Here is a 22,095-nt window from a genome sequence, read left to right on the forward strand (position 1 = left end):
TTAAATTCTTTTACAGATGTCTAAAGGAAGGGAGTCGAAACCACATATAGGAATTTACGGGCGAAGGAATAACGGTAAAAGCAGCCTGATCAATTGTCTGGCCGGACAGGACATTGCCATAGTATCAGATCATGCAGGTACCACTACTGATCCTGTAAAAAAATCATTTGAGATAACCGGTTTTGGTCCTGTAATACTTGTTGATACCGCGGGCATTGATGATTCCGGTGACCTGGGTCAAAAAAGGATAGACCGCACTCTGAGGACTCTGGATATTATTGATCTGGCTCTGCTTGTAGTCACAAATAATTCATGGGGTGAATATGAGGATGATCTGATCGTTAAGTTCAATGAGAAAGACATTCCTGTCGTCGTAATACACAGCAAATCAGATCTTGAGGCACCATCAGCAGATTTCAGTGCCGGAGTATTATCAAAAACAGGAACACCTCTGTTTGAGTTTTCATCGGAAGATAAACGCAATTATGAGGAGCTCATAACTCTGATTAAGGATTCAATCCCTGAGCACTCGATGAAAACACCAACATTACTGGGCGATCTGATTAACTATGGAGACATAGTTCTCCTTATCACTCCCATCGATGTGGAGGCTCCCGAAGGCCGACTTATACTGCCGCAGGTTCAGGCAATAAGAGATATACTTGATAATGATGCCGTTGCTATAGTATTGAAAGAAAGGGAAGTCGATGTCTTCCTGAAAAAAACAAAGATCAGACCAGCCCTTGCAGTCACCGATTCGCAGGTATTCGTGAAGGCCGATGCCTCTGTTCCAAAGGATATTCCTCTTACAAGCTTCAGCATAATGCTGGCAAGGTTCAAGGGAGACTTCGATAACTATCTGAAAGGCACTCCAAAAATTTCCGAACTGAAAGATGGCGACAGAGTACTTCTTCTTGAATCATGCACACATCATGTTTCATGCGATGATATAGGCAGAACGAAGATTCCCCGATGGATAACCGGATTTACAGGTAAGAAAATTGAATATGATGTAGTTGCAGGACTGGATATTCTTCCAAGACCAGTTACGGATTACTCGCTTATAATACAGTGCGGAGGTTGTATGATCACACGGAAACAACTGCACAACAGACTTCAGTCCGCGATCAGAGCAGGTGTTCCTGTCACAAATTACGGTATGGCTATCGCCTATGTTCAGGGTATATATAACAGAGCAGTAGAGCCGTTTACCAAATCCAAAAGGGATAGTTCGGTGTACCTCTGATTCAGAATCTGAAATAAATGAATGGCATAGTATCAGTTGATCTCATCTGAAACAGGAGTATTGCCACAGCCATTACAAGCAAAAGTTGAAATACAAGCGGGATCTTTATAAAGAGTCCTCTGTAAGACTCTTTGAAACTTTCTGGAAGAAAATGGATAGTATATCCGACCACCATCAGTAAAAAGACGCTGCTGTATGCCGGCAGAACAGTGAAATAGGAGCCCGGAGAAAAACTATTGAAGATCTGCGAGAACATCATCTTTATGCTCTCTCCATCAGGGGCTCTGAAGAAGATCCAGCAGAAACTTACGAACTGAAAAGTGATAAACACAACCAGCGCCCTGCCAACCTTACCCTGTTTTAACCTTTCTCCAAAAACTGCATTCCATATTCTTCCGGCAACAAGTCCGAACCCATGCAACAAACCCCAGATAATAAACCTCAGGCTCGCTCCATGCCATAATCCTCCTAATAACATCGTTATAAGCAGATTAATATTTGTTCTGAACTTACCTTTCCTGTTTCCGCCCAGAGGAATATAGAGGTAATCCTTTAACCACCGTGACAATGAAATATGCCACCTCTTCCAGAAGTCAGCCATGCCTGCAGCCTTATACGGAGAATTAAAATTCATTGGCAGCCTGAAACCCAGTATTAGCGCAACTCCAATAGCAATATCTGTATAACCGGAGAAATCGCAATAGATCTGCAATCCATAACCATAGACAGCCATCAGGTTTTCAAAACCTGAGTAAACCGATGGAGCCTCAAAAACCCTGTCAACAAAATTAGTGGCAATAAAATCAGAGATTATAATCTTCTTTATCAGGCCTTTGGATATGAGGAACAATGCATGACTGAATTCCCGTTTTGCCAGATGAAATTCAGTGTAGAGCTGAGGGATAAATTCTGAAGCCCTGACGATTGGTCCGGCAACAAGCTGAGGAAAGAAGGATACATAAAAACCAAAATCCAGAATATTGCGGACTGGCTGGATCTTATTCCTGTAAACGTCGAATGTATAGCTGAGCGATTGAAAAGTGAAGAAAGAAATACCAACCGGAAGCAGAATATCGCCGGTACTAAATGATGTGCCAAGATTTGAATTTGAGAATGCTGCCAGTAAATCATAAACCCTGTAATCAGTGCCAAAAAGATCATTTATTGTGTTTACAAAGAAGCCGGTATACTTGAAGTATGCCAGGATACCCAGGTTTGAAATTATGCTCAGCAGAATAAAAAACCTTTTCACAGATTTAGTGCCCGATCTGTAAATCAGCAAACCACAGGTATAATCTATTAGTGTTACGAATAAAAGAAGTGAAAGAAACAATCCGCCTGATTTATAATAGAAGAACAGACTTAAAATGAACAGATATAAATTCCTGACAAACAGTTTCTTATAAATGATGCTATAGCCGGCCAGCAGCAACAAGAAAAAGAGCCAGAATGCAGCAGTGGAAAAAATCATTGGCTGGTCAGGATCATATCTTAAAACAGACCTGACAATGACAATTGCCGGATTATCAGCCTTAAACACAGTATTAAGTGTATCAGAATATTCAGCCGGGACAGAACTTGTTAAAACAGGAATTGTATCAGAGACTGAGAAAAGCGATGCTGCAAGAATTTTGGAAAGAGTATCAGCTCCGTGATATGTTAAATGGACATAATCTTTCTGGGCAAGTGCCGGTTTCCTTTCAGCCCAACTGATTATTGAAGAACCTCCTCCCATTGCTTCATATGAATCCCAAAAAGCCACTCCTGCATCAATTGAAGCGCTTTTTTGTGCAGCAATTATAGATGGGATATTACTATATGGTCTTATACTGTCGCCTTCTTTCGCAGCCATGTCAGTAAGACTGATTACCAGTATCCTGCCTGAAGGTACAATCTCTTTAAGAAGATTAAGCTGTCGTGTCAGCCCTTTTCTGAAGTAAGAATAATCGTTCCTGACATTCTTAACTATATTAAGTCCGTAATGCAGTATAATCAGATCAGGTGATAGTAAATTGTAAGCGTCCCTTAGATTTTGCTTATCAACCATCGTAAATTCCAGTCCGGCACTGCCTCGCTGAGGAATGTTGTCTAAAATCAATCCGGTGTTGCTTTCAATGCTGATTCCATAAATATCAGGACTGACTTTTCCTGTAAACTCAATAAGCAGGTCAGTAGCTCCGTTCAGTCTGCAATTTACCTCATTAAAACCTGTACCTTTGTTGAGCAATCCTGTAAATACCTCATTATCATCTGCTATAACTGTAACACTAACAGTGCCTTGAGTATTACCATAAAAAATTCTTAAAAGATCATAACGAGAAGATGCACTGTCGGCAAGGTTTGACGGCCGTATCCTGACAGTTGCAGTTTGCAGTTCACCGGCAACTGAACCTTCCGGCAGGAATCTGCAGACAGCCATGAATGGGCCAAGTTCATTATGATCTATCTCCCCGGTTTTGAATGAAAGGTAATTGTACTTCTTCCAGTTTGAAGAAGATCTCATCCAGACAGTTTTGGTATACATAACAGGCATGAGAGGCAGAAGTAATCCGGGTCCCGCTCCTCCGCTTCCCTTTCTCAGTTCCTGACGAAGATACGAAGTGATTCTGTCTCCTTCAATCTGAGAATCACCATAATACATAATACGCACCTGTCTTTTTGAGTACTTAAGGGTGTCGAGAAAACCTGCAAGGTCAGCAGAGAAATCTGCTGTTAAAGCAGATGTGGAAGAATCAGCTGGTAATGCGGAAGATCTATCTGAATTAATTACCTTTATTTCAGGACCTGATGTATTGCTGGTATCCTGATTATCTGCAGCGAGAAATACACTGCTGATGACTTTTTCAGGTATAAACTCATAAATTGAAGGAAAGATTCCGGTGACCGGAATGAAATAGCTGAGACCGGTAAAACAGGCCAGAAAGATCAGTAATAGCAAAAATGACCTTAAGGGGCGCATATATTAGAAAAGAATCAGCTTTTCTTCTTGATCTTCAGCTTCTGTCCGACCTGTATCTTACTGGGATCTGAAATATTATTCAATGTAAGCACCTCACTTGTAGATACATTCTCAAACATCTTCACAATGTCCCATATTGTATCTCCGTATCTAACGGTATATGTTATAAAATCCCCTTCAGTTTCAGGAATGAAACTTGCGACTGATTGCTGAGTATTGGCAGGAACAGTTTTTCCTACCATTGCCTGCTTATCAGCAAATGACATGGAGTTTACTTTTGAGTAATATTCTGATTTTGCAGGATCGACATAGACAACCAGTTTCTGACCCACCCTTATCGTATTTTTATAGATGTTATTCCAGTATCTGAGGTCTGATAAACCAACTCTGTACCATTCAGAAATATAACCAAGGTTATCGCCATCATTTACAGTATAAAAAAGCTTTGTTTTGCCTTTGATATCAACCGGAACATTAGTGGAGCGTGTCGGATTGACAGACAGGTTAGCTTTATTAAGATACACATCTGATTTATAACTTCTGATTGTGTCATTCAGATCAATAAAATCTCCCAGATGATTCAACGGAAGGGTAAGAATCTGCTGTTTAGATGATCCCGGGATTAGACCGGTACGATACTGAGGATTCAATGCTTTAAGTTCACCCAAAGGAATTTTCATTACCTCGGAGATCTGGGTGAGATGGATATCTTTATTGATCATAATTGTATCGACAGCAACGGGGATATTCAATTGCATCGGCTGAATATTATGTTCCGGATAATAAGTAATTGCATATGCAGCTGCAACATACTGAGGTATATACCCTCTGGTTTCTCTTGGCAGTCTGTAATAAATATCCCAGTAATCTTTCTTGTTACCTGATCTCCTTATTGCTTTGTTTACGTTTCCCGGTCCGCAGTTATAAGCAGCAATAACAAGAATCCAGTCATCATATATTTTGTAGAGATCCTTGAGATATTTTGCTGCAGCATGAGTTGCCTTAAGCGGATCCCTTCTTTCATCAACTATTGAATTTATTGTAAGTCCGTACATACGTCCGGTACTATACATAAACTGCCAGAGACCTGTTGCTCCCATCCTCGACACTGCATTTGGATTGAGTGCAGATTCAATAACAGCCATGTATTTGAGTTCAGCCGGCAATCCGTAGGAATCAAAGACATCCTCAATCATTGGGAAATAGTAGTCTTTCAGGGCCAATACTGCAGCGAATTTCTCCCTCTGTTTGATTGTGTAGACATGAATATGGTTCCTTATAATAGGACCATATGGCAGACTAATGATTGAATTTATCTTACTGAGTCTTGTTCTGTATGTTGAGTCAGAATACTGCAATATTGCCGTATCACCTCTGTATTCAACCGGATTGACACTCCTGTTCATCCTTACATACCAGGTACTCACCAGGCTGTCGAGGTCGCGGGAGATACGATCTGCACTGTTATCTGATTTTACTATTATTGTGTCTGAAAGCACAGCGGCATTTATATTCAGACCTGTTAATAAAATAGTAATCAATAAAGTAGCAATTCTCATAATTAGTTTTATCAGTTAAAAAGTTACTGTTACACCAACATTCACACCGGCACCTGTAAAACCACCGGGCAGAGGCACGGCTGAAGGATAAACAGCAATATCAAGGTTATTGCTTATGTCATAATTAAACAAACTCGCATCGACATTAGCATCAAGTATGGTTATTAAGTACCAGCCTGCGATGCCAATATACGAAAGATCGCGATATCTTTTATAATAATCGACTCCCTTAAGAAGTCTCTCATCCCAGTGTGCCTTGTCGGCGGCACTGTAATTCAGTACAGGATCCTTTGTGGCATTATCTACCGAACCGGGAATTATATCTAGATAAGATTTAGTCTGCGGTACACCATCTGTAAAATCCTGGTAAGCTTCCATATACTGATTATACTTCTTTCCGTTAAATCCTGCACTGAAAAACATCCCGCCAAAACCTGCATATACAAGAGGTATCTTCCAGTATTTTCTGTTATAGATTTGTCCAAGACCCGGGAATACCACAGCCATCATTGTTGCTTTCATCGGTTCAGCCTGAAACTTGATTTTCAAAGGTTTGGCTTTAGCAGACGGAATAGTGTCCTGAGCTATAATGATTTGCGGTGAACAAATCAGAAGCAGGATCAAAATAATCAGTATATTCTTAAATGTCTTCAAAACAAATTCAGACCGGTATTGATCTTCCGGAACAAATAACGCGCGATAAAGATAATTATTTTCAGGAGTTCAGTCGGTCAAATACTCCTAAAATGCGCTCCATCTCTTCAGGGGTCTCAAACGGGATCACAATTTTACCCTTCCCCTTTTCATTTATTCTGAAGTTTACTTTGGCTGCAAATATCTTATTAAGGTGGTCAGATAGCTGTGTAAAATCTGCGTTGAGCTTCTTTTTCTTCTCTGTTTTTTCAGGATCTTTTGCCTTTTCGGTCTGCAATTGTCTCACAAGATCTTCCGCCTGGCGCACTGAAAGGTCACCATCGATGATCTTATAATAAATATTAATCTGCTTTTTAGGATCATCTATATTAACCAGTGTACGGGCATGCCCCATCATCAGATGTTTATTCTTTATCCCTAGCTGTATCTCAGCAGGAAGCTTCAGCAGGCGCAGATAATTGGCAACTGTTGATCTCTGTTTTCCAACCCTGTCGCTCAGCTGTTCCTGTGTGAGTTTGCACTCTTCTATCAGCCTCTGAAAGCTTATTGCCACCTCAACAGCATCAAGATCCTCGCGCTGAATATTCTCAACCAGGGCAAGCTCAAGCATTGCCTGATCGTCGGCAGTTCTGACATATGCAGGGACGTGAGTAAGGCCTGCAAGACGTGCTGCTCTCAGGCGTCTTTCACCTGCAATGAGCTGGTACCTGCCCTGACCTACTTCACGAACTGTAAGTGGCTGGACAATACCCAGTTTCTTAATAGAAACAGACAATTCTTCCAGCGACTGTTCGTCGAAAGTTGTACGGGGCTGAAAAGGGTTTGCTTCAATAGAATCAACTGAGATATCAAGGTTTGCTTCTACCTTTTTTTCAAGAACCTCTTTCTCAACACCATCAATCAATGCACCAAGACCTCTTCCCAACGCATTTTTCTTTATCATATTCATAACTACTTTTTAACTCTTGCTTCTTGTTTCTCTATAAGCTCCTTGGCCAGATTGAGATAATTGACAGTACCTCTCGAATCAGCATCATACAGAATTGCCGGCTGGCCAAAGCTTGGTGCTTCAGACAGTTTTACATTCCTCTGAATGATTGTTTTGAAAACCATCTGCTGAAAATGCTTGTTCACCTCATCGGCAACCTGGTTTGATAACCTGAGACGGGAGTCGTACATTGTAAGAAGGAATCCTTCGATTTCAAGTTCAGGATTAAGATTATTCTGAATTATTTTTATTGTGTTTAAGAGTTTGCCAAGCCCTTCCAGTGCAAAATACTCGCACTGAACCGGTATAATTACAGAGTGTGATGCGGTCAGGGCATTTACAGTGAGCAATCCCAGCGATGGTGAACAGTCAATAAGAATATAGTCATAATCACCTTCAATTTTTTGAAGCACCTTTTTGAGGATCTTTTCTCTTTCCGGACGCTCAAGCATTTCTATTTCAGCACCAACAAGGTCAATGTTTGATGGAAGAATAGAAAGATTATCGACCTGGCATGCCATTAAAGCATCAGAAGGCTCCTTGCCGTCAATAAGGCAATCGTATATTGTACTTCTGATCTGTCGTGTATCAATTCCAATTCCTGAAGTGGCATTAGCCTGAGGATCTCCATCAACTATCAGTACTTTTTGTTCCAGAGCCGCAAGACTTGCTGCCAGGTTAATAGCTGTAGTTGTCTTCCCAACCCCACCCTTCTGATTCGCTATTGCTATAATCCTTCCCATTATTTTCCCTTAATAAATTGAATAATATTTTGAGCTTCAAATTTACAATTTATGCTCTGCTACCACCGGAAGTCAAACATGTAATTGTAAACATTTTTTTCGGGGTTTTCAACATGTTATTAACAGTGATAATAAGTCATATTTTGCAATTATATCCAATAAATTTCCATCTTTGTCTCCTACCAAACCACATCAGCAAATGAATCAGCCTTCCAATTCAGATAAATGGCTAGTAATAGTAAACCCGAATGCCGGCAATGGCAAAGGGAAGAAAGACTGGGAACGTATTGCAGAAATATTTACAAAGCATAATATTCCAATTGTTCCTCATTTCACTGAAAAAAAGGGAGCTGCAAAAGAGATGGCACAGGTTGCTGCAAAGGAAGGCTTCAGAAAAATCATCTCTGTCGGCGGTGACGGTACTCTGAATGAAGTCGTAAACGGGATCTTCTCGCAGGATCATTGTTCTCCGTCTGAATTTACACTTGGATTGATACCTGTCGGAACCGGTAACGACTGGGGCCGGATGTTCGGAATATCACTAATGTATGAAGGAGCCGTTGCCGCTATTAAAGAGTGTAAAGTGATGCCACATGATATTGGCACGGTGAGTTATTACACAGATAATGAGCAACATAAAAACTATTTTATAAATATTGCCGGACTGGGTTTTGAAGCAATTGTAGTAAGAAAAACGAACAAACAAAAAGACAAGGGAAGAAGCAATAAGGCAATTTATTTCTATAACCTGTTAACAAGTCTGTTGTCGTATAAGAATACTGAGGCAGATATTATCATTGATGGAAAGAAGACCACGGCTAAAGTGTTTTCAATTAATGTTGGAAATGGGAGGTACTGCGGCGGCGGAATGAGACAAACACCTGATGCTCTGCCTGATGACGGACTGCTTGATATCACTGTAATAAAGAATATGGGCAAACTGGAGATTATAAGGAGTCTTAAATTGTTATACGACGGCACAATTCTGAGTCACCCGAAAGTGGATGGTTACAGGGCTAAAAATCTAAAGGTTGAATCGAAATCACTTCTTTATGCAGAGGCCGATGGGGAAACACTTGGGCACACTCCTGCAGAATTCAGTGTTCTCCCATCTGCAATTAAGATTGTATACGGTACAAAAATTATTCAGTAACCCTGATCTCGAACAGTTTAGGCCATCTCTTCCCGGTAACAAAAATCCTTTTGCCGTCATTGTCATAAGCAATACCGTTCAGAACATCGGTATCAGGATTCCGGTCGGAAGCAGATAGTATTCCCTTAAGATCGATATACCCGATTACCTTGCCGCTCACCGGATCAATCCTTGCAATACGGTCCGACATCCAGATATTTGCCCAGATTTCTCCATTGATGAATTCGAGTTCATTCAGAGAATCTATCTTCTCCTTATTATCATAAACCTCAATTCTGGAAACTACTGTAAACATATCAGGTTCAAAGAAATAAAGAACATTAGTACCGTCGCTCATCACTATCCGGTCATTCATTGTAGTGAGTCCCCAGCCCTGTGTTGAATAGTAGATCTTATTTATAACATTAAAGGTTGATTTATCATATATGAACCCGACCTTATTCTCCCAGGTAACCTGGTAAATCCGGTCTTTGTAAAGGGCAATTCCTTCTCCGAATAAGGCTGCATCGAGATTATGCTGTCTGAGTACTTTCCCTGTTTCGAGCTCTACTTCCCTCAGGCTGGAGCCTGTCTCCTGCCCGGTCCCTTCAAATAACACTCCCTTATCATATACGAGTCCCTGGGTAAACGCATCACGGCTATGCGGGTAAGTATGAATAACTTTATAGCCATACCGTTTCGGAACAGCATCAGAATAAATAATCATAAACCTGGTTATTGTATTCTGGGACTTCCCTCCCCTGTATGCTGTCACTTTTAATGATTTTCTTCCGGTAGTAACAGTGAATGCTGAAGGAATAGTGTACTCCCAGGGATCTGATTTAAGAGTTGTTACGTGTTTGCTGTCGAAATAAACAGTTACTGAATCAGGCAGTTTATCTTTATTCCCGGCTGCAAGTACAACTTTAACCGGATCCTTTAATTTAAAGCCGGTATTCTCATCGGGAGATAACATCCTGATCACTTTTGCAGCTTCTACTACAGGTGCTGCTGTATTTTTCGGTGTTTCATTAACATTTTTTCCGGCCCTTCCCGAGCAGGAGAGTGTCCATGTGAGTAATAATAAAACTGAAACTGAGATAAAATATTTTGGATAATCAGTTCTCATCTTGTTTTAATTTCCTGTTAAATAATCTTTTAAAAATATTCCAGCGTGAAGAAGCAATCCTTTTCTCTGCCTCCATCTGCTGAAGTTCAAACGGATTAAGCATCTGCCATATTTCACTCCAGCCGGGAAAACCACCTACATTTTTATCATCGATATAGATATCAGCATCGATCTTGCGGCTTACAGTTTCATCATAAATCTCCTCAGGATAATTCCTGTTTACAGCATAGAACTCAATACCATTCTTCCTGCAAAATTCAACAGCTTCATCAAGTTCTTTACCGGCCCTGAAGGTCCAAAGAATAAGCCTGGCCCCCATTTTTTCCAGCTCCTTAAGTGTGCGGAAAGCGAATAGTTTTTCTTTGCCAATGGCTGGATAAGCGTGCTCGACAATTGTACCATCGAAGTCGACAGCAATCTTTATCCCGTTAAAGTCAACCATGAAATAATAAGTTATTTGATACAAATCTAATAATAAAAGGACGAAGATTTTCTTAATTTTACTCCACTTCTTTTTTTACCATACCAACAGACATGAAGAAACATATTCCAAACATAATAACATCGCTTAATCTGGTTTCAGGATTTGTAGCTATTATTTTTGCAGCCACCGGAGAGCTTGTAACAGCCTCATGGCTGATACTTGCTGCAATGGTCTTTGACTTCCTTGATGGTTTTTCTGCCCGTTTGTTAAAGGCCTATTCAGATATTGGCAAGGAGCTCGACTCACTAGCTGATGTTGTAAGCTTTGGTGTGGCACCAGGAATAATTATCTATCAGCTTCTTAATGAATCACTTGCCATTTATGCTCCATCATTTGTAAATTCGAATAGTGTAATTCCTACACTTATTCTGGTTTTACCTGCTGTTATGCCTGTCTGTGCAGCTCTCCGTCTTGCAATTTTCAATCTGGATGCAAGTCAGGCTACCACATTCAAGGGTCTTCCCACGCCTGCAAATGCACTGGCAGTTATCTCTGTAATAATAGCCTCACAATATTCACAATCAGAATTTTTGAGCTCATTTATATCATCACCTGCTTTGCTCTTACTGTTTACATTTACACTATCTGTTATGATGGTCAGCAGAGTACCCTTACTCTCGCTGAAAGTAAAAAATCTTAAAATAAAAGGAAATGAAGGCCGCTATATCCTTGTATTACTTATCATTACAGGATTCATCTCTATTGGTATAATGGCCTTTCCGCTTATTATACCCCTGTATATTTTAGCCTCTCTTCTTTCGCTGCTATTCTGAACGAAACGTCTGAAAAAAGAATGCTATTCTTCTTTCTCAGGAAATTTCTTCTCGTAGTGTGAGAGTGCAAATTTTATTGTAAACCAGCATAAAATTATAAATGCAGGCCAGATAAGGTATTGGAGGATTTGCGGTAGATACATCTTAATTAGTATTTATGATCTTCTGAATTCATCTCAGCTTCAGTCATTTTGGTATTATTTATTGCTTTCCAGGCGTACCATATATATCCCAGAATAAACGGGATCATGAAGGATACAAACATCATCGTTTTCAGAGTGAACTGGCTTGAGGAAGCGTTTGTTATTGTAAGAGAACTTTGCAGGTCGAACAGTGAGGGATAAAACGGGTTGCCACTGATTCCGGCAATCATAAACAATGCAAAAACAGTAATTACAGTACCTGAACCTGAACACCAGATCCCTTTAATCCCGCCTTTGATTATTGTGACACCTATACCATACAATACAGTTATTACACCAATCAGGAAAATGATGAGAACGAAAGGCATACGGAGAAATGTATGGAAATACCTGTATTTCTCTATTGAGACAATACCTGTGGCCGGATCAACTACTAAGCCGTCAGACAAAAGAATTGCTACAATAAAAAAGAGAAAAGAGACGAGAAACGGAATTGCATTCCATGTTACTCTTTTTACTGATCTCTTCCTCAATGATTCATCATCAATAGTATTGACAAAGTAAAGTAAGCCATTCACCCTGGCAAGAAACAATACTGCCAATCCGAGCGCAATATTTCTTATATCCAGCAGTGCTTCAAGACCATACCATTTAGTTTCCCAATGCACCTGGTTCTCATTATTAAGAGTAAACATAGCCCCTGTAAAAAACGTGGCAACAGCAGTACCAATAAGAAGCGGGCCGAGTGATCCATTAATAAACAGGAAGATGTCGAATGTTTTTTTACCAAGAATATTATCTGGTTTGGACCTGAATTCATAGGCAACTGCCTGAATGATGAAGCTGAAGAGTATAGCTATCCATACCCAGTAAGCACCACCGAAACTTGTTGCATAAAAAAGCGGAAATGAAGCAAAGAATGCACCCCCGAAGGTTACCAGTGTGGTAAAGGTGAATTCCCATTTTCTCCCCATTGCATTGACAATGAGTGTTTTCTGGTTATCATTTTCAGGCAGCGAAAAAATAAAAGATTGTCCGCCCTGTACAAACATCAGGAACACCAGAAGGCTTGCCAGAAGGGATACAATTATCCACCAGTATTGCTGAAGGAACAGATGTGTTATTAGTATTGTCATAGTAGTCTTCTTCTAATGTTTTGGTCCGATTTTTATCTGCTTAACCATTATTGAGATCTCTGATACAAGAAGTACAGTGAACAGAACGGCAAAAAGAATAAAGGTTGTAATCACTGAGCCGGAGGTGATATTGGAGACACCTTTTGTGACAGTCATTAAATCCTGAATGATCCATGGCTGACGACCCATTTCAACGAGGATCCAGCCCAGTTCACTTGCCACATATGGTAAAGGCAGCGCAAAAAATGCGATCCACAGAAACCATCTGTTCTTCTCAATTGTACCTTTGAACAGCAGGTGTATGGAAAGTGCAAACAGCATAATAAATGAGAATCCCAGAATTACCATGAGATGAAATGAATAAAATGCAATGGGGACATTCGGGATTACTTCTTCAGGAGAATTGATTGTGGCATAGCCGAAATATCTGAAATACTCATCATTAAATTCCTTACTTCTGAAAACCTCTTTGATGTTCGCTACCTGTTCTTTATCCTTAAATAAATCTGCTCTCTGGTAGTCGGTGAGAACATTCCTGGCAAAAATCCCTTTCTCCCTCTTCTCCATAACTGAAAGTATCTCCTTCTCCTGGTTACCTAAAACATGATCCCTTATCCCGGGAACATATGCATCCCTGTTGCCTCCTGTAAGTACCGACAGCAATCCCGGGATTTCAATCTTAAAAATGAACTCTTTTTCTTTGGTTTTCCCTATTGAATTATCGGAATCTTTCAGTAAACCTATCGCAATCAGTCCGGCGTTGTCTTTTCCTTCGTAAAGAGCTTCCATGGCACCGAACTTAACAGGCTGAACCTTTGCTATAGTCCTTGCCGATTCATCGCCGGTATAAGCAACCATAAGTGATGAGAGAAGTCCGAAAATACCTGCAACAAGTATGCTTCGTTTTGCCAGTAGAGCTTCCCTCTTTTTGAGCAGGAACCAGCAGCTTATACTTAGAACAAACATCGATGCAAGCAGGAATCCTGATGAAATAGTATGAAGAAATTTATCCACAGCTACCTGGTTAAACAGCACAGCCCAAAAGCTAACCATCTCATTTCTTGCAGCTTCAGGATTGAATGTCATTCCCACCGGATTCTGCATCCATCCATTTGCAACCAGTATCCACAGTGCTGAGAGATTCGCCCCTATTGCAACAAGCCATGTTGAAACAAGGTGGAATTTTTTGCTTACTTTATTCCATCCAAAAAACATCACAGCAACAAATGTTGATTCGAGGAAAAAAGCCAGAATTCCTTCTACAGCAAGTGGAGCGCCGAATATATCGCCCACAAACCACGAATAATTTGACCAGTTGGTGCCGAATTCAAACTCGAGTATTATCCCGGTTGCAACACCGATAGCAAAGTTGATCCCGAAAAGAGTCATCCAGAATCTGGTAATCCGCTTCCACTCTTCATTTCCTGTGCGCACATAAATGGTTTCCATTATCGCCAGGATAAATGACAATCCAAGTGTAAGCGGTACAAAAAGCCAGTGGTAAATTGCTGTCAGGGCAAATTGTGCTCTCGACCAGTCAACGACTGAGAGATCAACATTTTCAATCATCATGTATAGAATCAGTTAATTAGTTGTTCCCGAACATATTCACTTTTTTCCTTATCACTATCATATTTCTTGTCGAGGAAATCAGTGAAGAAAAATATCTTCAATATAGCAAACATAATGAAAAGCTTGATTAAAATGATCAGCCAGACTCTCCTTCCCCATTGTGACATGGACCTGAATCCCTCATAATAAAAGAGGAAGACCCGGTTCAATAATGAAAGTATTCGTTTCATTTCTGTAATACTTGTCTTGACTTTACTAACCAGAGTATTCTATTTCTCATTTGTTGCTTCAGCACTTTCATCCTGAACAGATGTTTCCTCTTCTTTTTCAGAAGAGTGATGTTTCCTTTTCATGTTTTCAGGCGACAGGCTTGAAGTTATCCTCTGAACCGCCTTAAAATTATTGAAGAACTCACGGGCAAAAACCCTGAGAACTGTATAAGCCGGAATGCCGAGAATCATACCTGGTATTCCGGCAGCAAAACCAGCCGCCAGTACCACGACAAAAATTTCGAGTGGATGTGCTTTAACACTATTTGAGAAAATGACCGGCTGAAAAACAATGTTATCAATTAGATGTGTAATTGCCTCAACCAGAATCATATAATAAACAAGTGGAACAACAACAGTTGTAAAGTCCTGATTCATATGAGATGCCACACCCATAATAATTGCTATGAACAAGCCGAGCCATGGTCCAACATACGGGATAACATTAAGGATGCCGAGGATTAGTCCCATAACAAGGGCTTGCTGAAAATCAATTCCAACAATAGTCATTCCGATAGTAATCAGTATCATAATGCAGGTACTCTGGATAAGGATACCTATGAAATATCTTGTAAGGAGGTTTTTTATCGAATGCAACGCCCTCGTTACATTATCTGTATAATTATCGGGCACCCACATCAGTATCGATTCAAAGAAGAGCCGCTGATCTTTAAGGAAGAAAAAAGTAATGAATGTTATCGAAAAAATGGCAACAAGGATATTTCCCATTATGCCAACAATAGATCCCAGAAAGTTCTGGATCATACTGATACTGAGAACGCCTGAGACTTTTTTAATTATATAATCCTGAATTGAAAGTTCACTGGTAATATCTTTATTAAATGCCCTGAAGACGTTTTCAACCTTGTTTATAGGTTCTGCAACCAACTGTACGATCTTCTCACTGTCGATTGTTGAGAAATAGTTAAGCTGAGTTGTTAACAGAGGAACGAAAATTACGAAAAACATAATTATAAAACCCCAGATAATCAGAAGTGTTATAAGGGCACTGAGCGATCGGGGAAAGTTCCATTTTTTAATCCTGATCCTGCACATCAGATCTACCAGAGGCCTCCCCATTATAGAGAGCACACCTGATACAAGAATGTAAACAACTATATTCCTGAAATACCATGCACAGGCCAGGAGCAGTATAATTCCAAAAAAGATAAGAATGTTCCTTAAAGTTGCTTTCATTATCAGTGCGGTTTCAATATACAAACCTAATCCAAATTTTTGAAATTCGCTAAATAGAAATCCATCTACCGCAAAGCACACTAAGATTTTTCGCGAAGCACGCTAAGAGTATATTAACGATATATTATTGCATCAATTGATCGTGTGAAATGGTAATACAAAACAATATATGCCATTATGTCTGTTTTAAATTTAAAATTCATGTCATTATGTCTGTTTTGCAATTTTGGAACAGAGTTTGAAAATGGGTAATCGTAATATAAAAATATGTTAAACTAAATTATAGGAGGACAAAGCCATGTTACCAACAATTTCAACAAGAAGTTTCAGACCGTTTGGATTTTCAAATCTTTTTGATGATGATTTTTTCCCGGTCCTAAACAACAGAACCAGCTCAATGCCAGCTGTTAACATAAGGGAAGATGAAAAGCATTTCGGACTCGAGCTTGCAGTTCCGGGAATAGACAAAAAAGATCTGAAGATCGATATCAATGAGGATGTATTAACAATTTCCTCAGAGAGCAAAACTGAGTCGGAGGAGAACAAAGATGGTTACAAGAGAAAAGAGTTCAGTTACACTTCTTTCTGCAGAAGTTTTTACATTCCTGAAAATGTTGACAGGGATAAAATTGAAGCAAACTACAAAGATGGTATTCTGAATGTATCTCTTCCAAAAATGAAGGAAGAGAAAAACAAAATCACACGTGAGGTTAAGATTTCATAATTAAGCAAAAAAAATCCCGGCTAATTGCCGGGATTTTTTGTTCTTCCGCATTCTTCCAGAAATGCCTGACCAAATTTCCGTCCGAACTCTATAAGTATTTCTTCTTTATTCCCTTCCGGCGAGAATTTGAATAAACCGGTATCTTCATAAGTCTTGAGCTTAAGCAGGCGCAGGTTTTCAAGTATGATCCGCGGGGCTTCTCCGCTCCAGCCATAAGATCCGAATGCACCAGCAAGCTTTCCCCTGTCTCTTAACGGATTTATAAGTGCAAAAAGCTTATAAACAGGCAGAAGAGTGTTCTGATTGATTGTTGGAGACCCTACAAGAATTCCTTCAGAATTTATTATTTCCGATTCAAGTTCTTCTTCCTGAATATTCTCAATGTCAACTATCTTAACTGTAATATCTTTGTTTTCGAGAATCCCTTTTGTTATAAAATCAGCAGCCTGCTTTGTGTATCCATAAGCTGATATATAAGCGATAAGCAAATTGTTGTTACCTGCAGGGGTTGCCACCTTCATATAATCTGATGAATACTTCTCAGATAATTCAATCGCCTTTTTCAGATTCTTATGATGTATCGGTCCGTGGCCCGGACAGATAAAATCAATTTCCAGGGGTTTAATATGATCAATAGCCCTCAGCATAAATCTGCTGAAAGGTCTCATAATCACATCAAAATAGTACTTAAATGCTGAAGTATATTTATCGTCGAATTCACTGAACATTTCGGCTGAACAGTAATGTGCCCCGAACGAATCGCAGGTAAACAGAACTTTATCCTCAACGAGGTATGTATAGATCGAATCGGGCCAGTGCAGGTTGGGAGCAGCAATGAATTTCAAAGTTTTATTGCCAAGATCCAGAGTATCGCCATGCTTGACAATCAGCGATTTGAATGGTTTATTGACTATGTCTTCAAGGTATCTGATTGCATTTCCGCTGCCAACAACAGTAGCTGTTGGTGCTATCCCGAGCAATGTTTTAAGGCTTCCGGAATGGTCAGGTTCAGTATGATCTAAAATAATGTATTCAATCTCTTCCGGCTTTGTGACTGCTCTCAGCTTTTTAAGATATGTTTCACTGAAAGTCTCTTTGGCAACCTCAACAATTGTCTTTTTTTCAGCGTTAATAAAGTAAGAGTTATAAGTTGTACCATAATCGGTATGCATTACAATATCAAATGTCTTAATATCATAGTCAAGAATCCCGATCCACCTGACATCAGGTGTTACATCTATAATTTTGTCATCAATACTTCTCATTTCGAAAATCTTCTAAGAAATTTTGGCAAGAATCGTCTTGTTTGCCTTAACCTGCTGAAGAATAGGAATTTCGATCTCAGTGCCAAGAGGCAGGAACAAGTCTACTCTTGATCCGAATTTAATAAAACCAAGTTCATCTCCCTGAGAAATCACCTGGTTATCCTTTGAATAGGTAACAATTCTCCTCGCCATAGCACCAGCTATCTGACGTATCATTATTTCAATTCCATTGGTGGTTTCTACAACAATAGTGCTTCTCTCATTAAGCTCCGACGACTTCGGATGCCAGGCAACCATATTTTGTCCGGGATGGTAACACGTATATTTTACCTTGCCTGAAACAGGGTAACGGTTGCAATGCACATTAAAAGGTGACATGAATATTGAAACCTGCAGTCTCATATCTTTGAAATATTCATTTTCCATGGTCTCCTCAATAACAACAACCTTCCCGTCTGCCGGGGCATAAACGAGTCCGGGATCAGCTTCGAGGTGCCTGGTCGGAAGTCTGAAGAAAAACAAAAGGAAAACATATAACATTGAGGAACAGAAGACGAAGACCCATTTCAACAATGTAAAATCAGACCATACAATATTTACACCAATATTAAGAACCAGCAAGAGGATGAATCCAAATGCCAATATCTTGTAACCTTCCTTGTGTATCCTCATTTTATTAAAAATTTGCACAAAACTAATCAAGTCCGGTCAATCATCCAAGCAGCGAAATAAAAAGATATACCAGAGGGAATGAAATAATCGCACTATCGAACCTGTCGAGAAATCCTCCATGGCCCGGCATAATTGTTCCTGAGTCTTTTACACCCAGACTTCTTTTTAACATTGACTCAACTAGATCGCCGTATGTTCCAGCGACGGAAATAATCAGTGCAATTATTACCCAGTGCAATTTATCAACTACACCTAACCAGCCTGAAAGAAACCATGCTACAAGAGCTGCAGCAATCATTCCGCCGAAGAATCCTTCCCATGTTTTCTTGGGAGAAATTCTTTCCATAAGCTTGTGTTTACCGAATGATACACCTGAAAGATAAGCGCCTGTATCATTGGCCCATAACAGCAGAAAAAATCCAATAATTATGCCAGGTGAAAACACAATATTCTCATGTGGCAGGATTGAATTGAGACCGGTGCGGAGAAATGCTGAAAACGGAAACATTGAGAATGGGATCGCCGTATAGAGTACTGAAAAAAAAGTATGAGCCAGCGAATCAAAAGGCTTTTCCTGCTTCCTGTAAAGCTCAACAACCATAATGATCAGCATCATTGGAATCAGAACAAGGAATGAGTTCTTTGGAATAACTTCCGAAGCAATTAATGTTGCAACAACATATGCTGTTGTCCCGGTTATTATTCCCGGTATCATCTGAGGTTTTACACCGGTATTCCTGATCATCAGGTAATACTCATACTGTGTTCCGATAAGAAGTATAAGCCCGGTCAGGAAGAACGATACAGGATGAAGCCAGAACCCTCCCATTATGAATATCACTATCCATGCTCCGGTGAGGGTTCTTCTGAAAAAATTATTCAACTCTTTGGATTATTATTCTTTACTCTTTGTCTTTGACTTTTTAGCAGGTTTTTTTGCAACTGCTTTTTCTTTGTTATCATCACTCTTCTCAGCCTTCACCTTATCAACAGATGATTTGCCGGATTTCTTTTCCTTCTTCTCTGATTTTTCAGGAAGTTCTACCACAGGCTTTTTGCCGGCTTCTGTCAGTGCCTCATTTTCCTCCTTAATCAGATCTGCTTTTCTTTTGCCAAAGATCCTTTCAAGGTCTTCACTGAAAATAACCTCCTTATCCAGAAGCAATTCTGCAAGTTCAGTAAGTCCTTTCATATTACTCTTAAGAACCTCTTTAGCCCTTATATACGATTCAGCGATTATAAGATTTACCTCCTCATCAATAAGTTCTGCGGTCTTCTCGCTGTAAGGCTTTGTGAATCCAAAATCAGACTGACCCGATGAATCATAGAAACTAATGTTTCCGACTTTCTCGCTCATTCCGAAATATGAGACCATAGCATAGGCCTGTTTTGTTATCTTCTCAAGGTCGCTTAGTGCACCGGTTGAGATTTTGCCGAATATAAGTTCTTCAGAAGCACGTCCTCCGAGGGCATAAGCCATCTCATCGAGTATCTGCTCGCGGGTGGTAAGCTGTCTCTCTTCTGGCAGATACCATGCAGCACCAAGTGCTCTTCCGCGGGGAATAATTGTAACCTTTAGCAGAGGACTTGCATGTTCCAGCAGCCAGCTTACAGTTGCATGTCCGGCTTCATGATAAGCAATCGTCTTCTTCTCTACGGCTGAAATTATTTTGGTTTTTCTTTCAAGTCCGCCAACAATTCTGTCGACAGCATCAAGAAAGTCCTGTTTCTCAACAACAGTTTTGTTTTTTCTGGCTGCAATAAGTGCAGCTTCATTACAGACGTTAGCGATATCGGCACCAGAAAAACCTGGAGTCTGTTTTGCCATGAAGGCTATATCAAAACTTTTCTCAAGTTTAATCGGACGCAGGTGTACCTTGAAGATAGCTTCGCGCTCGACAATGTCGGGCAGTTCAACGTGAATCTGCCTGTCAAAGCGGCCTGCTCTCATCAGAGCTCTGTCGAGAATGTCGGCTCTGTTAGTGGCAGCAAGTATTATTACACCCATATTGGTTCCGAATCCATCCATTTCTGTAAGAAGCTGATTCAGAGTATTTTTCTCTTTCATCATTTGAACCATAATTCGCATTGCGTCCTCTTGCCCTTCCAACAGCGTCAATCTCATCAATGAACACTATACACGGGGCTTTCTCCTTAGCCTGTTTAAACAGGTCTCTTACCCTTGAAGCTCCGACACCGACAAACATTTCAACGAAATCGGATCCTGATATTGAAAAGAAAGGTACGTTAGCCTCGCCTGCCACTGCTTTTGCAAGCATTGTTTTTCCAGTTCCCGGAGGACCTATCAGCAGAGCTCCCTTTGGGATCTTTCCACCAAGGTTTGTATATTTTTTTGGATTCTTAAGGAAGTCAACTATCTCCATCACTTCTGTTTTAGCCTCTTCGAGACCTGCAACATCGCTGAAATTTAGTTTTACGTTATTATCCTTGTCAAAGATCTGTGCACGTGACTTGCCAACGCTGAAAATTCCGCCTGCTCCTCCGGCACCGCCGCCAGACATTCTTTTCATCATAAAGAACCAAAGACCAATCAGAAGAAGAGGGAAAAGAAGCCATGAGAGTATCTCTGTAAAATAGTTCCTTCTCTTTGTGTTCTCAAGATTAATAAATTTTGTATAACCTGCATTTTCCTGTTCCTTTTCAATGAATGGTTCAAAAGTGGTTATATCGCCAATATTATAAACAAAATGTGGTTTAGGAACTGATAACCCAAAACCAGTGCCGGGTTTAGGCAGATCCTTATACCGGTCTGACTCCAGAGCCTCTTTTGTAAGATAAATTTCAGCAATCTCCTTATTCACAACAACGATCTTATCGATGTCGTGGTTTATGATCATCTGCTTGATTTCGTTCTTGGTAGCGTTTTTGGCAGCTTTCCCATTATTGAAAAGGGAAAAAGCAATAAGCGACACAGCCAGTATCGCAAAGATCCAGTTCGTATTAAACGCGGGCTTTAAATTCTTATCAGGTTTTTTCTCCGGTCCCTGATCCTTATTATTATTTTCTGTCATAGATATTAAGCTTTCTGTAAAGTATCTTCCATTTTTTCTATTCTGGCATCAGCCCAGAGAGACTCAAGGCTGTAAAAGTTTCTGTACTCTTCGAGGAATATATGTACGATTACATTCCCGTAATCTACCAGCACCCAGTAACAATTATCGAGACCCTCAAGGTGCAAAGGTTTTTCTCCAGTCTCTTTCCTTACTGTATCTTCCACTGAATCGCTAAGTGCGCTCACCTGAGATGTCGAGGGTGCATGGCATATTACAAAATAATCTGTTATCCTGTTCTCAAGCTTCCTTAGGTCGATTTTCAGGACATCATGTCCCTTCTTTTCGAAAATCCCCTTTACTATATTGTTTAAAAGTACTTCAGTTTCGTCCGTTCTTTTCTTCATCAATTATTATCAGTTCGTTATTTTAGCCGCAA

At 40.1% G+C, this 22,095-nt stretch carries 19 protein-coding genes and 1 pseudogene; 4 read left to right on the forward strand and 16 right to left on the reverse strand.

The genetic code is table 11. The annotated features are described in order from the left end of the window. Positions 1-16: 16 nt before the first annotated feature. A complete protein-coding gene (gene hydF, locus IPJ16_05130; protein MBK7626574.1) occupies positions 17-1,246 on the forward strand; it encodes a [FeFe] hydrogenase H-cluster maturation GTPase HydF in 1,230 nt (409 codons plus the stop codon). 1 nt (position 1,247) lies between these two features. On the opposite strand, the gene IPJ16_05135 is transcribed toward hydF, so the two are convergent. The 5 genes from IPJ16_05135 to IPJ16_05155 form a co-directional block, all read right to left on the reverse strand. Next, positions 1,248-2,717: an MBOAT family protein gene (locus IPJ16_05135; protein MBK7626575.1), complete on the reverse strand. Its 1,470-nt coding sequence runs from the start codon at positions 2,715-2,717 to the stop codon at positions 1,248-1,250. A gap of 1,502 nt (positions 2,718-4,219) precedes the next feature. Further along, positions 4,220-5,764: a transglycosylase SLT domain-containing protein gene (locus IPJ16_05140; protein ID MBK7626576.1), complete on the reverse strand. Its 1,545-nt coding sequence runs from the start codon at positions 5,762-5,764 to the stop codon at positions 4,220-4,222. A gap of 15 nt (positions 5,765-5,779) precedes the next feature. Further along, positions 5,780-6,313, reverse strand: a complete 534-nt coding sequence (locus IPJ16_05145) for a hypothetical protein (protein MBK7626577.1) — start codon at positions 6,311-6,313, stop codon at positions 5,780-5,782. 166 nt (positions 6,314-6,479) lie between these two features. After that, on the reverse strand, positions 6,480-7,361 hold the full coding sequence (locus IPJ16_05150) for a ParB/RepB/Spo0J family partition protein (protein MBK7626578.1): 882 nt from the start codon (positions 7,359-7,361) through the stop codon (positions 6,480-6,482). 8 nt (positions 7,362-7,369) lie between these two features. Then, positions 7,370-8,149 (reverse strand): ParA family protein, encoded by a 780-nt coding sequence (locus tag IPJ16_05155; GenBank protein ID MBK7626579.1) that lies wholly within the window; start codon positions 8,147-8,149, stop codon positions 7,370-7,372. 199 nt (positions 8,150-8,348) lie between these two features. Between IPJ16_05155 and IPJ16_05160 the strand changes: the two genes are divergently transcribed. Further along, positions 8,349-9,302 carry a diacylglycerol kinase family lipid kinase gene (locus IPJ16_05160; protein MBK7626580.1) on the forward strand — a complete coding sequence of 318 codons (954 nt, stop codon included), beginning with the start codon at positions 8,349-8,351 and terminating at the stop codon, positions 9,300-9,302. On the opposite strand, the gene IPJ16_05165 is transcribed toward IPJ16_05160, so the two are convergent. Both IPJ16_05165 and IPJ16_05170 read right to left on the reverse strand, forming a co-directional pair. Next, the gene (locus IPJ16_05165) at positions 9,292-10,008 is read right to left on the reverse strand and encodes a glutaminyl-peptide cyclotransferase (GenBank protein MBK7626581.1); all 717 of its coding nucleotides are present in this window, start codon (positions 10,006-10,008) and stop codon (positions 9,292-9,294) included. The genes IPJ16_05160 and IPJ16_05165 overlap by 11 nt on opposite strands. A 391-nt stretch (positions 10,009-10,399) precedes the next feature. Beyond that, positions 10,400-10,852 carry a hydrolase gene (locus IPJ16_05170; protein MBK7626582.1) on the reverse strand — a complete coding sequence of 151 codons (453 nt, stop codon included), beginning with the start codon at positions 10,850-10,852 and terminating at the stop codon, positions 10,400-10,402. Positions 10,853-10,944: 92 nt separating this feature from the next. Here IPJ16_05170 and pssA point away from each other — a divergent pair, with 92 nt between their 5' ends. Further along, on the forward strand, positions 10,945-11,667 hold the full coding sequence (gene pssA, locus IPJ16_05175; GenBank protein ID MBK7626583.1) for a CDP-diacylglycerol--serine O-phosphatidyltransferase: 723 nt from the start codon (positions 10,945-10,947) through the stop codon (positions 11,665-11,667). A 148-nt stretch (positions 11,668-11,815) separates the two neighbouring features. Here the strand turns inward: pssA and cydB are convergent, their stop codons facing one another. Genes cydB through IPJ16_05195 form a run of 4 tightly spaced genes read right to left on the reverse strand, consistent with a single transcriptional unit; the run spans position 11,816 to position 15,984 of the window. Continuing rightward, on the reverse strand, positions 11,816-12,946 hold the full coding sequence (gene cydB, locus IPJ16_05180) for a cytochrome d ubiquinol oxidase subunit II (protein ID MBK7626584.1): 1,131 nt from the start codon (positions 12,944-12,946) through the stop codon (positions 11,816-11,818). A 12-nt stretch (positions 12,947-12,958) separates the two neighbouring features. Further along, positions 12,959-14,515 (reverse strand): cytochrome ubiquinol oxidase subunit I, encoded by a 1,557-nt coding sequence (locus IPJ16_05185; protein MBK7626585.1) that lies wholly within the window; start codon positions 14,513-14,515, stop codon positions 12,959-12,961. 11 nt (positions 14,516-14,526) lie between these two features. Beyond that, complete coding sequence (locus IPJ16_05190; GenBank protein MBK7626586.1) at positions 14,527-14,748, reverse strand: DUF4492 domain-containing protein; 222 nt, start codon at positions 14,746-14,748, stop codon at positions 14,527-14,529. Positions 14,749-14,787: 39 nt separating this feature from the next. Then, on the reverse strand, positions 14,788-15,984 hold the full coding sequence (locus tag IPJ16_05195) for an AI-2E family transporter (protein MBK7626587.1): 1,197 nt from the start codon (positions 15,982-15,984) through the stop codon (positions 14,788-14,790). A 298-nt stretch (positions 15,985-16,282) separates the two neighbouring features. Here IPJ16_05195 and IPJ16_05200 point away from each other — a divergent pair, with 298 nt between their 5' ends. Beyond that, on the forward strand, positions 16,283-16,708 hold the full coding sequence (locus tag IPJ16_05200; protein ID MBK7626588.1) for an Hsp20/alpha crystallin family protein: 426 nt from the start codon (positions 16,283-16,285) through the stop codon (positions 16,706-16,708). A gap of 20 nt (positions 16,709-16,728) precedes the next feature. Here the strand turns inward: IPJ16_05200 and IPJ16_05205 are convergent, their stop codons facing one another. From IPJ16_05205 to rsfS, 5 genes and pseudogenes are all read right to left on the reverse strand, one after another. Further along, on the reverse strand, positions 16,729-17,973 hold the full coding sequence (locus IPJ16_05205) for an FprA family A-type flavoprotein (protein ID MBK7626589.1): 1,245 nt from the start codon (positions 17,971-17,973) through the stop codon (positions 16,729-16,731). Positions 17,974-17,985: 12 nt separating this feature from the next. Next, positions 17,986-18,645, reverse strand: coding sequence for a phosphatidylserine decarboxylase family protein (locus tag IPJ16_05210; GenBank protein MBK7626590.1), 660 nt, complete (start codon positions 18,643-18,645; stop codon positions 17,986-17,988). 40 nt (positions 18,646-18,685) lie between these two features. After that, positions 18,686-19,528 (reverse strand): phosphatidate cytidylyltransferase, encoded by an 843-nt coding sequence (locus IPJ16_05215; protein MBK7626591.1) that lies wholly within the window; start codon positions 19,526-19,528, stop codon positions 18,686-18,688. Between the two features lie 12 nt (positions 19,529-19,540). Then, positions 19,541-21,677, reverse strand: a pseudogene (gene ftsH, locus IPJ16_05220) (ATP-dependent zinc metalloprotease FtsH). Positions 21,678-21,682: 5 nt separating this feature from the next. After that, positions 21,683-22,063 carry a ribosome silencing factor gene (rsfS, locus tag IPJ16_05225; protein ID MBK7626592.1) on the reverse strand — a complete coding sequence of 127 codons (381 nt, stop codon included), beginning with the start codon at positions 22,061-22,063 and terminating at the stop codon, positions 21,683-21,685. Positions 22,064-22,095: the final 32 nt, after the last annotated feature.

It is taken from the genome of Bacteroidales bacterium, assembly GCA_016709865.1.
Classification (GTDB): Bacteria; Bacteroidota; Bacteroidia; order Bacteroidales; family VadinHA17; genus LD21.